The organism is Micrococcaceae bacterium Sec5.7, assembly GCA_039636785.1.
Taxonomy (GTDB): Bacteria; Actinomycetota; Actinomycetes; order Actinomycetales; family Micrococcaceae; genus Arthrobacter.
Map to the genome: position 1 here is coordinate 1,760,268 of CP144169.1, position 14,497 is coordinate 1,774,764.

Annotated in this window: 14 protein-coding genes and 1 pseudogene; 8 read left to right on the forward strand and 7 right to left on the reverse strand. The window is 61.7% G+C overall.

Going from position 1 to position 14,497, the window contains the following annotated elements:
- Positions 1-6 precede the first annotated feature (6 nt).
- Complete coding sequence (locus V3C33_08365; protein XAS69249.1) at positions 7-1,191, reverse strand: type III polyketide synthase; 1,185 nt, start codon at positions 1,189-1,191, stop codon at positions 7-9.
- Positions 1,192-1,251: 60 nt separating this feature from the next.
- On the opposite strand from V3C33_08365, the gene V3C33_08370 reads away from it, so the two are divergent.
- From V3C33_08370 to V3C33_08395, 6 genes are all read left to right on the forward strand, one after another.
- Positions 1,252-2,034: a DoxX family protein gene (locus V3C33_08370; protein XAS69250.1), complete on the forward strand. Its 783-nt coding sequence runs from the start codon at positions 1,252-1,254 to the stop codon at positions 2,032-2,034.
- A 443-nt stretch (positions 2,035-2,477) separates the two neighbouring features.
- Complete coding sequence (locus tag V3C33_08375) at positions 2,478-3,122, forward strand: TnsA-like heteromeric transposase endonuclease subunit (GenBank protein ID XAS69251.1); 645 nt, start codon at positions 2,478-2,480, stop codon at positions 3,120-3,122.
- Positions 3,116-5,221, forward strand: coding sequence for a Mu transposase C-terminal domain-containing protein (locus V3C33_08380; GenBank protein XAS69252.1), 2,106 nt, complete (start codon positions 3,116-3,118; stop codon positions 5,219-5,221). Before V3C33_08375 ends, V3C33_08380 begins: the two co-directional genes overlap by 7 nt.
- On the forward strand, positions 5,212-6,240 hold the full coding sequence (locus tag V3C33_08385) for an ATP-binding protein (protein ID XAS69253.1): 1,029 nt from the start codon (positions 5,212-5,214) through the stop codon (positions 6,238-6,240). Before V3C33_08380 ends, V3C33_08385 begins: the two co-directional genes overlap by 10 nt.
- Positions 6,237-7,118: a TniQ family protein gene (locus V3C33_08390; protein ID XAS69254.1), complete on the forward strand. Its 882-nt coding sequence runs from the start codon at positions 6,237-6,239 to the stop codon at positions 7,116-7,118. The genes V3C33_08385 and V3C33_08390 overlap by 4 nt, the downstream gene beginning before the upstream one ends.
- A 112-nt stretch (positions 7,119-7,230) precedes the next feature.
- On the forward strand, positions 7,231-7,530 hold the full coding sequence (locus V3C33_08395) for a hypothetical protein (GenBank protein ID XAS69255.1): 300 nt from the start codon (positions 7,231-7,233) through the stop codon (positions 7,528-7,530).
- A gap of 251 nt (positions 7,531-7,781) precedes the next feature.
- Here V3C33_08395 and V3C33_08400 read toward each other — a convergent pair.
- Positions 7,782-8,154, reverse strand: a pseudogene (locus V3C33_08400) (transposase).
- Between the two features lie 120 nt (positions 8,155-8,274).
- On the opposite strand from V3C33_08400, the gene V3C33_08405 reads away from it, so the two are divergent.
- Both V3C33_08405 and V3C33_08410 read left to right on the forward strand, forming a co-directional pair.
- Complete coding sequence (locus V3C33_08405; protein ID XAS69256.1) at positions 8,275-9,015, forward strand: hypothetical protein; 741 nt, start codon at positions 8,275-8,277, stop codon at positions 9,013-9,015.
- A 16-nt stretch (positions 9,016-9,031) separates the two neighbouring features.
- On the forward strand, positions 9,032-9,169 hold the full coding sequence (locus V3C33_08410; protein XAS69257.1) for a hypothetical protein: 138 nt from the start codon (positions 9,032-9,034) through the stop codon (positions 9,167-9,169).
- 270 nt (positions 9,170-9,439) lie between these two features.
- On the opposite strand, the gene V3C33_08415 is transcribed toward V3C33_08410, so the two are convergent.
- The 5 genes from V3C33_08415 to V3C33_08435 form a co-directional block, all read right to left on the reverse strand.
- On the reverse strand, positions 9,440-10,003 hold the full coding sequence (locus tag V3C33_08415; protein XAS69258.1) for a hypothetical protein: 564 nt from the start codon (positions 10,001-10,003) through the stop codon (positions 9,440-9,442).
- A gap of 133 nt (positions 10,004-10,136) precedes the next feature.
- Positions 10,137-10,886, reverse strand: coding sequence for an ATP-binding protein (locus tag V3C33_08420; protein XAS69259.1), 750 nt, complete (start codon positions 10,884-10,886; stop codon positions 10,137-10,139).
- On the reverse strand, positions 10,883-12,439 hold the full coding sequence (gene istA, locus V3C33_08425) for an IS21 family transposase (GenBank protein XAS69260.1): 1,557 nt from the start codon (positions 12,437-12,439) through the stop codon (positions 10,883-10,885). The genes V3C33_08420 and istA overlap by 4 nt, the downstream gene beginning before the upstream one ends.
- Positions 12,440-12,499: 60 nt before the next feature.
- The gene (locus V3C33_08430) at positions 12,500-12,775 is read right to left on the reverse strand and encodes a hypothetical protein (GenBank protein ID XAS69261.1); all 276 of its coding nucleotides are present in this window, start codon (positions 12,773-12,775) and stop codon (positions 12,500-12,502) included.
- Positions 12,776-13,808: 1,033 nt separating this feature from the next.
- Positions 13,809-14,483, reverse strand: coding sequence for an ATP-binding cassette domain-containing protein (locus tag V3C33_08435; protein ID XAS69262.1), 675 nt, complete (start codon positions 14,481-14,483; stop codon positions 13,809-13,811).
- Positions 14,484-14,497: the final 14 nt, after the last annotated feature.

The window sequence follows — 14,497 nt, forward strand, 5'->3', positions numbered from 1 at the left end:
TTCAGTTCAGGCCAGCGAGGATTCTGCCTGTTCCGGGGCAAGGGCGGGACTCGCTTCCGTGGGCTGCCGGATCTTCGTGAACAGGCCCGTCTCCACCGTCAGGCCGGGACCGAATGCCATCGAACAGATCCGCTCATCGCCGTCTTCCGCAGGCAGGGCCAGAATTCTCTTGAGTACAAACAGCACCGTGGCGCTGCTCATGTTGCCGAAGTCCCGGAGCGTTTCGCGGGCAGGCAACAGCTGCTCGTCAGTCAGTTCCAGCCGGCTCTGGACCTTGTCCAGAATGCTCCGGCCGCCGGGATGGATTGCCCAGTGGCGGATGTCCCGGTATGGACGATTCCGGAGAGAACTGTCACGGGACAGCAGCGGTTCCAGTGCTCCGACAATGTGTTCGTCAATGATGTGCGGGACGTAATTTCCGAGGACCATTTCAAACCCATGGTCGCCGATGTTCCAGGCCATTGATTCCTCGCCGACCGGCGTCAGCACGGTTTCGAAGTGGTCCAGCTGAAGCAGCGCCGTTCCCTCCGGAATTTCCCGGGCGGTGATGATGGCGGCCGCCGCGCCATCCGCAAACAGTGCTGAGCCCATAATGGTGTCCGGATCGTTCGACGTGCGGACGTGGAGGGAGCACAGCTCTGCGCACACCACCAGGACAACTGCTTCGGGATCCGCTTCGCAGAAGGATTTGGCGGCCCGCATCGCCGGGAATGCGGCGTAACAGCCCATAAAACCGAGGTGATATCGCTGGACTGAGGGATTCAGACCCAGGGCGCGGACGATCTTGTAATCGGGGCCCGGGTTGAAAAACCCGGTGCAGGAAACGGTGACGAGATGAGTTATGTCAAGTGAATCGATTCCGGGGCACGTGGTTACGGCCGCCTGGGCTGCTTCGATGAACAGCTTGGTTGCTTCGCGGCCGAAAATGTCGTTGCGTACCTTTGTGCTGGGGCTCAGCAGCAGGCCGGTCAGCGGATTGAAAAACTGGGGATCATCGGTCCGGAAATCCATGGATAGTTCCTGGACTGCCGTGTAGCGCGTCTCAATGGCGGCCGAATCGAAGCACGTGCTCACCAGCCGGGTGCCCAGCCTTGTCAGCCCGGGTTGGGCTGCAAAAACGTCACGTGCCTCAGACTGGACCAGGACTGTTGGAGGGACAGCTGTTTCGAGTGACCGCAGGTAGACCGTCATTGGTTCATTCTTAGTGAATTGACGTCATAAGACAATGGATCGCGCCGGGGCATCTGATGAATGGCCGCAGAATGCCCGCGATTCGGCCGCCACCCCACCAATTATGGCCGGCCAGCTCAAGGTTTCCACAAGCAGCGCGGGCCACAATTCAGCGAGGACCGCCGGCAAATATGGCCTGGCGGCATCAAGAAAGAAGACGGCACCATGATTCACGAAACGAGCACCCTTCGCGCGTCGCGGCGGCTGAGCCGGGTCCGGATCAAATGGTCTTGGCCTGCACGACTGCGTCTTGATCGAGCCTACATCGCAGGCTTTCATGCGGTCGCTGACAGGGCTAAGGTGCTGGACCATGCGATGGCTCATGCCCTGCGGCCGGTCACGCTGCCAGTACTACGGCTGCTGCTCGGGATACTGTTCATATGGTTTGGCTGGCTCAAGGTCATCGGTCGTTCGCCGGTGGCCGGACTCATCGCACAAACTTTGCCGTTCGACGATAACCATCTCGTGCTTGTTCTCCTCGGAATGGCGGAACTGGGGCTGGGCGCCCTTCTCATTAGCGGGATATTCCTTCGCCTCGCATTGCTGGCGGTGGGAGGGCATCTGCTGGGCACGTTCTCAACGTTCGCTATGGCCCCGGGATTGATGTTCAGCGATGGCAATCCGTTTCTGCTGACGGCCGACGGCGAGTTCGTGGCGAAAAACAGCGTTCTCATCGCCGCAGCCCTGGTGTTGATCACCCACACGGGCCGGACAGCCGCCAATTCGTCCGGCGCAATGCAGACAGAGCTTGCAGACGCACCAGCGACGCCAGCGGTCGCCGGGTACGCATCTCCGAAAGCCTGAATCATGCCGGTTGCGGGGCGTCACTGTCGCGCTTCCGCGCCGTTCCGCACTCCGTCACAGAACGCCGATAATCTACATTATGTCAAGTAGAGTCGTGATTATTGCATCTGATGCAAGATCGGCCCTCCTTCGCCTATGCCGCTCGGAGCTGTCCTGTCTCACCTAAAGTGACGCAATCTCAACTTAGTTGGAGCATTAGCCAAATTTGTCTCAGGTTAGTTGACGCATCCTGACGGCTTGTCTCAAGTTAGTTGAGGCATTCATTCGGCGTGTCTCACGTTAGTTGACGCAGTTTGCCGGCCGAAGCTAATACGGTTTGTGCCATGGGACGCTCGATGGCGGCGTCCGACACTTTTGCCGGGCAGCACGATCTTGCAGGCACTCTGACGTTCAGGGCGCGATTCAGTAGCGCTCCGGCAACTGCGTCCATAGCGGATTGCTGGATGGTCGCATTTGAGAACGTCCTCCCGATCCGGCAAACAGCAGCATTCAAGGGGCAACAAAACTTCGCCGGCTTGTGGTGGTGTGCGACGAACCAACGCCATGTCGGGTTCGAATCTTGGTGCGAACGTGATCGCCTGATGTCCTTGGATTTTGACCCTGACGTGATTGGTGTCTCATCCCAGCCTTTCAGCATCACTTTGCCTTCATCACTCCCCCAGCATTCCCACGTTCCGGACTACTTCATCCGCCGTCGCGACGGGTCCGCCGTCGTGCTTGACGTCCGGCCGGACGCCCTCGTGACACCAGCCGACCAGGACGTTTTCCAGGCAACCAAGGACCTGTGCGACCGCGTCGGCTGGAGCTACCTCCGACTCGGAGCGCAGCCTCCGGTCCTTCTGGCGAATCTGCGGTGGCTCGCTGGCTACCGTCATCCACGATGTCGGCGCGAAGCCATCGCGACGTTGCTGACGGACATCCTCTCGAACGGCCCGGCGTCAATACGTGACCTGATGGCCGCGGCCGGCGACCCCGTCACTGTCCTGCCGACGCTGTTCCACCTGCTGTGGAACCGCATGTTCAGCACGGACCTGCACCACTGCAGCCTTGGCAAGGAGGCTGTGGTGTCGTTGGAGGCGGCATGGTGACAGGAGGTCACGGCATGCTCAAGCTCGGCGACGACGTTGAGTTCCGCGGGCTCAGGTACCAGTTCACGGCCCTTGATGGCGACGTGGCCATGCTCGCCGTCAGCGATGAGCCACCGGTCACCATCAAATTGGGATCCCTGTTCGCCGATAAGAGCTTCAAAATCATGGGCTCACCACCACGGCGGCGGAGGACCGTGGGACCATCAAAGCTGTTCGAGTCGCTGCCCAGGGAGGTCCAAAACAGGGCTCGGTGGCTTGAAGGACACGTCACCGAAGTCCTCGATGGCGTCCCCTGCAACGCAGATCCGAACCACGTGGCCAAACGAATCTACAGCCCCCAGCTGGCTACTCCCCGGCAGCGAGACCTGGCCAAGATAGCGGAACTCCACGAGCTGGGAGAACACTTCAGCCTCAGTAAAATTCAGCGCCTGCGCCGCGCCTACGAGCGGCAGGGGTTACTGGGGCTCATCGACCAGCGTCTCATCCGGCGAGACCCCGTAGCAGGCCAGACGGACCGGCGCGTCGTTGACGCCCTCGTGAAGGTACTGGAGCACAACACCCACCAATCCACCGGCACCACAGACCGCCTGATGCGCCAGGTTTGCAAGGAACTGGACACCGAATATGGTTCCGGGACTGTTTCATTGCCGTCCCGCGCCACGTTTCACCGCTTGGTGGGCCGGCTCGCCGAGGGCCGGCATGCCACCGGCTCCGCCCGCACCCGTCGCACCCTCGCCCAACAACCGGAGGGACCTTTCGCCGCCGTCTACCCGGTCCGGCCCGGGGAACTGATGCAGATCGACTCCACTCCCCTGGACATCGCCGTCGAACTCGACGACGGCGTCATCGGCCGGGTCGAGCTGACCGCGATGGTTGACATCGCGACGCGCAGCATCCCGGCGGCGGTTGTCCGACCCACGACGAAGGCCGTGGATGCTGCCCTGCTGCTCGCTCGCTGCCTGACTCCCGAGATGATGAGGCCCGGGTGGGCCGATGCGGCATCAATGGGGGCGTCGGCCCTGCCCTACCGGTCGATGAAGTCCATCGACGAACGTCTGGCCGGTGCGGCTGCGAAACCGGTCATCGTTCCGGAGACTATTGTCTGCGACCACGGCAAGGCCTATCTGTCCAACACCTTCAAGAGCGCCTGCCGCAGCCTGGGCATCAGCCTGCAGCCAGCCCACCCCGACACCCCCACGGACAAGCCCGTCATCGAACGGACCCTGCAGTCCATTGGCACACTCTTCGCCCAATACGTGACCGGCTATCTCGGTTCGTCGGTTGAGCGACGCGGTAAGAACGCCGAGCACCAGGCGGTGTTCTCCTTGCTGGAGATCCAGGACCTGCTCGATGAATGGATCGTCACCGGCTGGCAAAACCGTCCCCACGACGGGTTGCGGGACCCCTTCACCCCCTCCCGGGTGCTGACGCCGAACGAGAAATACGCGGCCCTTCTCGCGGTCAGCGGATACGTCCCGGTCCCGCTCGGCGCGGAGGACTACCTAGAACTGTTGCCCGCTGAAACGCGGGTTATCAACAGCTACGGGGTCAAGATCCGCCACCGGGTCTACGACACCGCCGATTTGAATCCCTACCGCGGCCAGAAATCCGGGATGAAAGCACTCAAGGACCTGTGGGAGGTCAGGTACGACCCTTACGATGCCGGTTGCGTCTGGATCCGCAACCACCACGACGGCGGCTGGATCACCGCCTACTGGCGCCAGCTGCATGCCTCGCCCCAGCCCTTCGGGGACGACATCTGGGACTACGGACGCCAGATCGTCGCACAACGCGGCATCACCAGCCCCTCGGAGGATGAGATCAGGATCGCCGTGAACAACATCCTCGACAAAGCCTCACCACCGCACAAGCCACGGACGAAGAACCGAAAAGACCAGCGGGCCGCCGCCCGCAACACTGCCGCGCTGGGCGCCCGACGTCCGCGCCCGCGAACCGATCAGCCAGTGCAGGCAGCGCCCCCGACCCCGGACGCAGTAAGCGGACCATCCACGGGCCAAGAAGCGGATACCCCGCAGTTGGCGAAGGTCATTCCGCTGAAGATCTACAACCCCCAGGAAAAGGCCGAGGAATGGTGGTAGAAACAGCAGAACTTCCCAGCGCAAGCCGCGCACCGACCACGACCCTGCAGGGCTGGCGGAGCTTCGTCAGTTCAGTCGCGCCCGAGATGGACCCGCCCGACACTGCGGCACTGGCGGCTATGACTGCTTCCGAGCGAGAACGCTACGACGAGCAACGCATCAGCTACCACTCCGAACTGGTCATCGTCGAAACCTCAACCGTGCGCTCCATCACGAACCAGGGCCGGGTGTTGATGATGCTCAACCAGCGTGAGATCAGCGCCCGCCGCGGCCTGGTGGTCTCAGGTCCCTGGGCATCGGGTAAGACCACGGCCATCAAGCTACTGGGCAAAACCCACGAACTGCTCATCCGGCGCAAGTACCCCAAGCAAGACCGCATCCCCGTCGTCTACATCACCACCCCGCCGAAAGGCTCCCCGCGGAAACTGGCCAGCGAATTCGCCAACTTCCTCGGACTGCCCCAACGCCCCCGACAAAACGTCACCGACATCGCCGACGCCGTCTGCCAAGTCCTCACCAACGCCAAGACAGACCTCGTCATCGTCGACGAGATCCACAACCTGAACCTGGCCACCAGCGCCGGCGAAGACATGTCCGATCACCTCAAATACTTCACCGAACACATGCCCGCCACCTTCGTCCACGCCGGCATCAACGTCGAAAACTCCGGTCTGTTCACCGGGCTCCGGGGACGGCAGATCTCCGCACGGTCCGTGCTCAAGACCACCGGCCCGTTCCCGTTCACCGAGGAATGGCAGGCTCTGGTCGCCACCCTCGAAAACGGCCTGCGCCTGCACCACCACGAACCCGGTACCCTCACCGCCCAAGCCCAGCATCTGCACTACCGCACCGGAGGCAGCATCAGCAGCCTCTCCCACTTGATCCGCCAGGCCGCGATCATGGCCATCCTGACCGGCACCGAGAAGATAGACCGCGGGCTGCTCAACGAGACCAGCATCGACCACGCCGCCGAATCCCTGGCACCCCGACCCGCCACGACCACCCCACCGGCACGATGACACCCCGCGCCAAGATGATCGCGGCCCGGCCGCTGCCACGCCCGATCCGGGTCTACAAAGACGAGACAACTCCCTCCTTCATCCGCCGGCTCGAAACCGCCAACTCCCTCGAGCCCCGACAGCTCAGAACACTCCTGAAGAGCAGCCGCCGGCCATGGATCGACAGTCTTGCCGCCTGGACGGATTATGACCCCGCCGTTCTCATCCTCGCGATGCCCCAGCTTGGCCAGCACGACCCCGCCCCTTCACTGCGACGGAAGCTGACCGGTCGCCCCATCCGCACAACCCACACCGCCGCGTGCCACCGCTGCGCGCTTGCCCGCGGCGCCGGCCGGTACGTCGACGTCTACAGCACCCACGAACACGTCATCTGCCCGCGCCATGGTCTCTGGATCGGCGATGGTGTCACTGGTTTTTCTGATCAGTTCTCCATCCACGCCGGCCCGGAGATCACCGCGGCCTGGCACCATCACAAGAATCTCATCACCCGGCACGGACGCTCCGGAGTGCGCAAGGCCTTTCACATCGCCAGTGTCATCAACTGGCGCTGGTACGACCAGTTCCAACACTTCACTGCCACCACGGAAATCTACGACGAGTTGGCGGCTGACCAGCCAGGGCACTCCAACAGCCAGGCCGTCGTGGCGGCCTCGCTCTACCCCGCCATCGTCGCCCTCACCGCCGCGATCAGCTCACCGCACTGGGCCGAAATCGCCCACTCACACAGGCCGGACCGGTTCCTGGACCGCATCAGCATTGAAGTCACCGAGGGGTGGTCCCCAAGCGGAGCCCTCGACCCCCTGCGGCACTGGATGGCCACCGACTGGTTGCCAGGATTTCGTGGGTCAGACGCGATTCGTCCGTCCACCCCTCGATGACCTGCGCCATGAAGAGGGCGGCTGCGGGAAAGCCGCCGCAGCAGTCAGACAAGACTGACTCGCTTTTGGCTCCTTTCTTCCGCAAGCTGACGGGCGTGACTAGGCTCGGGCCATGGAAGATGGCAGGCCTCGCAACGCTTGGCTGCGAATGACCGACATGATGGGCTTAACCGAGCCCGGCAAGAAACCTCAGAAACAGAGTCCGCGTGTTCTCCTGTTCCTGACCGTCCTCTGGTCGTTGTCAACCATTGCGTGGTTGGTTCAAGTTATCCGGGATTATTCAATCGGGGCCACGGATTACTTCAAAGTTGTTCTCGCGGTCTCGTTTTTCGTTCTGGCCGTCGCCAATTACGTGATGTGGCGGAAGTCGAAGAGTCACCGGGATGAGTCCAGGAATGAGCGGGACTTCTAAAGTCCTGCTGCGGGCGAAACCGCAGGTGATTGCATGGCGTGGGCAACGACGGCTGGAGCGAAGTCAACGACAGGATTCGATGATTTGGGTCACCTAAAGTGAGACAAACCGGAAAACTTGTCTCACTTTAGTTGACCCAACCGCGCATTTCCGGGGCGATGTGGTTCAACTTAATTGAGACGGGACACCTATTCCGCTCGGAGCTCCATCGCCCGGACAGGGGAAACCTCCCTTGACCTGCGGAAACGCCCCAGCCAGCGGCACATTCTCACCACCGAATTCAGGTTGGCGGGCTCAGCTTTTTGGGAATCGATGAATTCATACTTGCTCACTACCGCTGCTCCCGCGCGAAGTAAGCGCTGGTCTTTTTTTCAAAAAGGCAGTCTCCGCCCGCAGCTCTTGAACTTCACGCTCGAGCTCCTTCAGCCGCGCCCGTTCCGACACCGGCAGATCCGCCTCCGTGCCGCCGTTGGCCTCGCGGTACTTGACCAGCCAGTTCCGGAGCGTCTCGGGGCCGACACCATACGCGGTGGCCACGTCCTTGATCGGCCTGGACGTGTTGATCACCTCGCGGCACAACTCGTCCTTGAACTCCTGGGTAAATCGCTTGCGTGATGCGGTCATGCTTATCTCTACTTTCGGCAGACCCCCATTTCGCATTTCCTCGGGAGTTAGGAAAATTGGTAAGTAAAAACGGTTGAGTAAAGTACTCCCCCTAGAATACGCTTCACCTCAGGCTCGCCAATGAAGACGAGTCATTACTCATCGGGGGGAAGTTTGAAAGTCAAAGCAGCCTTACTTGCTGCTGCCATGGTGGCAGCATCGATGTTGTTATCGCCGCCGGCTCAAGCTGCTGTCGGAACGCCATTAAGCGAGGCAGACCTTGCCTTTGTCACGGAATCAAGCGAAAGACTGGGCATTGCACCGCCAGTCAGGGACCGCTTAATTGCCAACCTGGAGAAGGGAATCGTGCCCCAGTCCATGACGGGTGCTGCTCCAATCAGCTCCAAGACAAAGAATCAACCGGACAAGATGGTGATCAGGAAGGAGTTTGAGGATGGCTCTGTCTCTCTGACCACCTTCCAGAACGCCACCGAGCACAGGACCGGACGACCGAAGGATTACGTCACTCCCATGTCCGTGAGTAACTGCGTGGACTACAGTGGCGTAGGCACGTGGGAGTTCAGAAGCTGTGACGTACGAACTGACCAGTTCGCGTTCACTATGGCCTTCGAATCTGACGGTCGCCGCGGCTCCAGCTGCTCACCTACCTTTGCAGCCAAGATCTATAACATCTACGGCGCCTGGTACACCGGTGTCGGATCAGCAAGCACAATCACCCAGCAAGTTCTCCAAGGGACGCAGAGCTGCTCGGGGCCCGCGCGCGCACGCGCGAGCACGAGCGTGAACATGGGCTGGTACTCCACGACGGCATCGCTGACCTTCTACGCTCAAAACGGCTCACGGTGGGACACCTCGCCATGATGAGTAGGATGGGGTCATGCGCGAACTGAACTGGATGACAGTGATTCTTCTCGTTGTCATGGCCATTGCATTCATCAGCACCATAGCTTGGATCGTGGTGACTGTTTTGCGGAAAAGCCAAAAAAATGGCATGGATTCGAAGCATGACAGCTAGCTGACGGTTCTCCGTTGCCCTTTTAGTGTGTCGAGTTATTCAAGAAGAAGCAGGCCCTCCGAAACGATTCGCGGAGGGCCTGCTTTTTTCTTGAGAAATGCTCCTTCAACTGCTGCAGGTCATTCCGCCCGGACCTTCACGCTGCGAATACCGGAGAACGACTATGCACCAGACCCGCGGACATGTCTGACCGGGGCTGTCGCGTCGATGATGCCTTAGAGGACTGTGGGCCCTCACAGCAATTGCCGGACTGCCCCTTTGCGTTGGTGGCTACTCCGGCTGCTTGGTCACGGTCAGGAGCGTGTTGACCCGGTCTTTGAGGTACGCCATTTCTTCGTGCTGTCGGTGCTCGTCGAAGCTGTTGGTGTCATCGAGGATGTCTTCCATGGCCACCACGCCGTGGTTGGCGGCCTCGACGAGTTCGGTCTGCTCGTCCTCGGAGAGGGTTCGGGTGCGGGGATCGTGCTCTTTTGCGATGAACGGGTCCGGGGTGTTCACGGCAGCGGCCAGGTCGATGTCGACCATCTTGGTCTGGTGCTTGCGGGTGCCATGGATATTGCCGACGCCCTCGGTCCAGCTGTCGTCGCGGTAGCTCAGGTCCTCGACCAGTTCGCGGATGTTCGGTCCGTCCTGGACCATCTCCTCGTACACCCAGTCATCATCCTCAAGCACGAGCTGGAGCAGCGCGCCGTCTTTGTCAGCGATCGAAATGGGCTCGTACGAGTCATGGCCGTCGCGGTCCTCGGCGATCCGCAGTGTCGTGGCGCCCGGGTAGCGGGCCTGGATGAGCGCTGCAACGCTGCGGAGGGAGTGGGCGGCCTGGATCTTGTCCACCCGGTCCAATTGTTCCTGGATGAGTATTTGAAGCCCTGAGCGCCACCCATTCGTGCGGTTGAGCGCCGGGGATCGTGCCAGAGAGCGCCAGCAGTCGCGTGGCTTGGCGCCGCTGACGCTCTCTGGCACAGGATTAGGCGCTCACGAGTGCTGCGTGTTCGCGCATGTTGTAGTTGCCGGTCTCGACCCAGATCGTGTTGTGGATGATCCGGTCCATGATCGCGTCCGCATGGACGCCGGAGCCGAGCCGCTGGTGCCAGTCCTTCTGCAAATACTGAGTGCAGAACACTGTTGAGGTCTCGCCGTAGCGGCGCTCCATCAGTTCCAGCAGCATGCCTCGCATCGGTTCCGTGGGTCGGTCCAGGAGCCACTCGTCGATGACCAGCAGCGTGAATGACGCATACTTTCGCAGGAATTTACCGGAACCGCCGGGCCTGTCTTGCGCGGCGACCCATTCTTCCTCGAGGTCTGGCATACGGACGTAATGTGCGCGGATTCGGTGCTCGCAGGCGCGTTTGGCGACCGCGCATCCCAGATACGACTTCCCCGACCCGGTGAACCCCTGCAAGACGACGTTCTGCTGCCTGCCCACGAACGAGCAGGTGCCCAGCTGGGTCAGCAGCTGCCGGTCAAGACCGCGCTCGTCGAGAAGATCGATGCGGCGCAAATCCGCGTTCGGATAACGCAGTCCTGCCCGCCGGATCAAGCCGGTCACCTTGGAATGCGTAAACGACGAATAGGCGTCATCGACGACCAGCCGGACACGATCCTCGAACGGCAAGCTGATACTCAGCCTCTCGTCTTGGGTATCGATGGCCTCCAGCAACTCGCCCGCGTTCATCTCGCGCAGCTTGCGTTTGGTCTCCGCATCCAGGCGGCTCATCGAGCCCCTCCGGCGTAGTAGGCGCCGCCCCGCACGTATCCGCCATCGTCTCCCTCCGGCTCATCAGGGACGATCCCGGTTTTGTCCTGCCCGGTATCCAGGATCGGCCGCAGGTGGGCGTAGCGGGGCGATCGTATCGGCCCCCGCAGCGCGAGCTGGCTGGCCGCTTCCACCCGGGCCGAGGAGAACCGGCGGGACAGGCGCAGCACCGCCAGCGCGGGGTCGTAGCCGGCCTCCTCGACGGGCACGGACTCGAAGATCTTGCTGATCACCGTCACGGTTGCCGGGCCCATCCGTAACGCCCATTCATCGATCCGGGCCCGGTCCCACGCCTGCCAGCTGCGACCCTCCGGAAGGTCCGCCTCGTTCGTCTGATGCTGGTTCGCCGTCGTCGCTGGCAGCAGCAGGTGGCTGGTGAGGCGCTCATCGCTGCGATATATCTCCAGCATGGTCTCCGTGACACGAAGATCAACATTCGAGCCGATGTGGGCGAACGGCACGGAGTAAAAGTTCTTCGCCCAGACCACGTGGCCGTTGCGCCCAACTTTGCGCCCATAGGTCCAGGTGCTGATCTCGAACGCCACCGCCGGCAGCGGTTGCAACACCGGCTTCTCCTCGGCGGTGAACACGCTCAGCCGGGAGCCCTCCCGCTTCTGGAACGGCTGCCTGTTATAGGCATCGATCTGCTCCCGAATCCGTCTCCGCAACTGCGCCAGGCTCGTGAACACCTCTTTCCTCAACCCGGCAATCACCCAGGTGGCGACGTGCGAGACAGTGTTTTCCACGCTCGCCTTGTCCTTCGGGTGCCTCACTCGGCCCGGTAGTACCGCCGCTGAATAATGCGCCGCCATCTCCCGATACGCGTCGTTGAGCACGACCTCGCCCTCGCGCGGATGAGAGATCACCCCGGTCTTGAGATTGTCGGGCACGAGCCGCGGGACCGTGCCGCCGAAGAACGCGAACATCTCCGCATGCGCGCGCAGCCACGAATCCTGCCGCATATCCAGGCACGCCTCCACGAACGCATACCTGCTGAACGGCAGACACGCGACGAACAAATACACCTTCGAGACCTCTCCCGTTGCCGGATCGACCAGCTGCATCGTCGGCCCAGACCAGTCGACCTCGATGCTGCGGCCGGCCTTGTGGCCGACCCGGGACGAGGCGCCAGTGACCATCGCGTGATCGCCATAAAGCCTGCAGAACCGGTCATAACTCATCGCCGCTTGCCCCGCCCGACCGGATGCGTCGACATACTCCTGGTGCAGCAGCTTCAACGTCACCCCAACCCTGGCCAGCTCCCGGTGCACCTGGCCCCAGTCCGGCTGCGCGAACACGCTCTCCCGCACCCCGCGGCCGGGAAATAGCGCCAGATAAACCTCACCATCAGACAAATCAGCAACGTCATCCCAGCCGAGCCCTGCCCGATCAGCAGCCTCGATCACCGCCTGAACGCTGTGCCGAGACATGCCCTGAGCAGACGAGATAGCCCTGCCCGATAGGCCTTGATTGCGAAACTGCAAAACCAGTATCGCCTTGATCTTCCGTACCATTGCCGGTAATCCTTCCGCCACGTGGCCCTCACGTGGTGGAAGGAGCCTTACAGATGGCGCTCACCCACACCGACGCTGGCGCTCACCGACGCCAATCGGGATTCCGACCACGGCGCTCACCCGCACCACCTCTGGACCCCCTGAAGGCCAATATTCATGGAGGCGCCGGCGGCGGTTCTGGACGGCGTCGCGCTCCAGGTAACGGTCCGCGATGGTCTTCGGGGAGGTGACGCCCTGGTCCGTGAGGCCGACGGTCGGTTCGGCGTGGGCGGTGGCGGCGAATTGGCCGCCTACTGGGATGCCTTTGGGCTGGCGTGCTGCGGTGTCAGTGGTCATGCCTGTGATGTGTGCGGCGGAGACGGAAAATGCCGGGCACCCGCGTGGGTTCCGGCATCTTCCGTACTGCGGGTCAGTCGTCTGCGGGATCCGGGGGGAGTGGGGCGTTCAGAGCTGCGTGCAGGTCGATGTCGACGGACTTGAAATCCCACTTACCGCCGCCGCTGATCTTGCCGACGCCGCCCGATGCCCAGCTGTCGTCGGTCGGGTTCAGGTCGTAGATGGGGTGGCTTGTGAAAAAGTGAAATATCCGACGTTAGCGATTTTTCACCAGAAACGATCAGCCGTTGGCCTGCCTGGCAACCGGGCCGGTTCGTAGCCAGTAAGCGTTGCCCTTCGCGGGGTTGGTGTATCGCGAAGGCCGGTACCCGTTGCGGTGGTGCGTACGCGGCAACCGTTACACGACGGGCCCTTGTATTCCTTGGGCCGGAAGGGATCTCAAACGGTGTCTTGCGAACGAACGTTAGCGGACGCCAACCGACTATGGCTTGGGCGCTACTCTTCCGCGAGTTGGTCCCCAAGCCCCCAAATCATCGAGGATCTGGGCTACTCACAGGCCCCCGGCGCAGTCAACTCACAGATGCCCGTGCATCTTGGGCGAGTTTCCAAGCCCCAGCTTCGGCCCACGACGCGAAGACTGGGGCGTAGGTTCCAGTTATGGACTGCGCGGCGTGGTCATTCAGAAGGATCATCGAGATGCTTGGGCCCTCGAGGGCCTGAGCCTCGTCGAACGTGCCGGTGCATGTGAATGCCAGATGCTCCGGGCTTACCCAAGCGCCGGTTCCGTTCGCGGCAGCAGTTGCAGAGAGAGCTGTGCGAAGGTCCTCACCGGACTTGAAATAGCCCTGTCTCCGGACCAGCAACCGGCCGCTATAGGTGGTTGGTTGCTTCTGAGACTTGAATGCGTACTAAGCGACACCGGCGGCCGCGGGCCGAAGCCCATGGCCGCCGAAGGGGGAAATTGGATAAGCCGCCTATATATCAAGCGTGAGGATCTGCGTCCCCCGAAGGGCGCGCCCGTAGTATCACCGGGTCAGTGGGCGACGTAACCCGCCATAACTGGTTCAACCACAGAGCCGAGCCGCAGCTTTAGGTCACAAGCGTTCATAAGAGCCTCGTCATGGGTGGCGATGACGACGGTAGCTCCGCGCGCTGCCTCTTCCTGGAGGAAACCGGTCACGAGGTTCCGGTTGAATAGGTCAAGGGAAGCGGTAGGCTCGTCGGCGAAAATCACGTCCGCGGATTTGAACATAGCCCTGGCGAGACCGACACGCTGTTTCTCCCCGCCGCTGAGAGTTGAGACCTTTTCGCCACCACGACCAGTGAGCCCAACCCGGTCGAGCGCAATTTCAATTCGGCTCTTCTGCCGCTTACGAAGACCGAAGAGAGATATCTGGGATAGGGCCACGTTGTACTCAACTGATTCCTCATCGATGAGTCCGTAGTCCTGGAAGACAAAGGCTGCGTGCTGCTGCCAGAACTTCCGCCGCCGCCGATCGTCCCAGCGGGTTGCGTCTTGATCGCCGACAAGTACCCGCCCCCCGTCGGCGCGACGGAGAAGCCCCAGTACATTGAGAAGAGTCGTTTTCCCGCATCCACTAGGTCCGACCAAGGCCAGTGTGCGGCCGGGAACGGCGGTGACACTCTGTCCTCCGAGGATGTTCTTGTGGGCGATTGCGACAGTAACGTTCTCTGCTGTGATTTCCATTGAGATCCTTTCCT

Coding starts and splice junctions, on each gene's coding strand:
- V3C33_08365 (XAS69249.1), bottom strand. CDS start 1,191: ATGACGGTCTACCTGCGGTCACTCGAAACAGCTGTCCCTCCAACAGTC.
- V3C33_08370 (XAS69250.1), top strand. CDS start 1,252: ATGGCCGCAGAATGCCCGCGATTCGGCCGCCACCCCACCAATTATGGC.
- V3C33_08375 (XAS69251.1), top strand. CDS start 2,478: ATGGTCGCATTTGAGAACGTCCTCCCGATCCGGCAAACAGCAGCATTC.
- V3C33_08380 (XAS69252.1), top strand. CDS start 3,116: ATGGTGACAGGAGGTCACGGCATGCTCAAGCTCGGCGACGACGTTGAG.
- V3C33_08385 (XAS69253.1), top strand. CDS start 5,212: ATGGTGGTAGAAACAGCAGAACTTCCCAGCGCAAGCCGCGCACCGACC.
- V3C33_08390 (XAS69254.1), top strand. CDS start 6,237: ATGACACCCCGCGCCAAGATGATCGCGGCCCGGCCGCTGCCACGCCCG.
- V3C33_08395 (XAS69255.1), top strand. CDS start 7,231: ATGGAAGATGGCAGGCCTCGCAACGCTTGGCTGCGAATGACCGACATG.
- V3C33_08405 (XAS69256.1), top strand. CDS start 8,275: ATGAAGACGAGTCATTACTCATCGGGGGGAAGTTTGAAAGTCAAAGCA.
- V3C33_08410 (XAS69257.1), top strand. CDS start 9,032: ATGCGCGAACTGAACTGGATGACAGTGATTCTTCTCGTTGTCATGGCC.
- V3C33_08420 (XAS69259.1), bottom strand. CDS start 10,886: ATGAGCCGCCTGGATGCGGAGACCAAACGCAAGCTGCGCGAGATGAAC.
- istA (XAS69260.1), bottom strand. CDS start 12,439: ATGGTACGGAAGATCAAGGCGATACTGGTTTTGCAGTTTCGCAATCAA.
- V3C33_08430 (XAS69261.1), bottom strand. CDS start 12,775: ATGACCACTGACACCGCAGCACGCCAGCCCAAAGGCATCCCAGTAGGC.
- V3C33_08435 (XAS69262.1), bottom strand. CDS start 14,483: ATGGAAATCACAGCAGAGAACGTTACTGTCGCAATCGCCCACAAGAAC.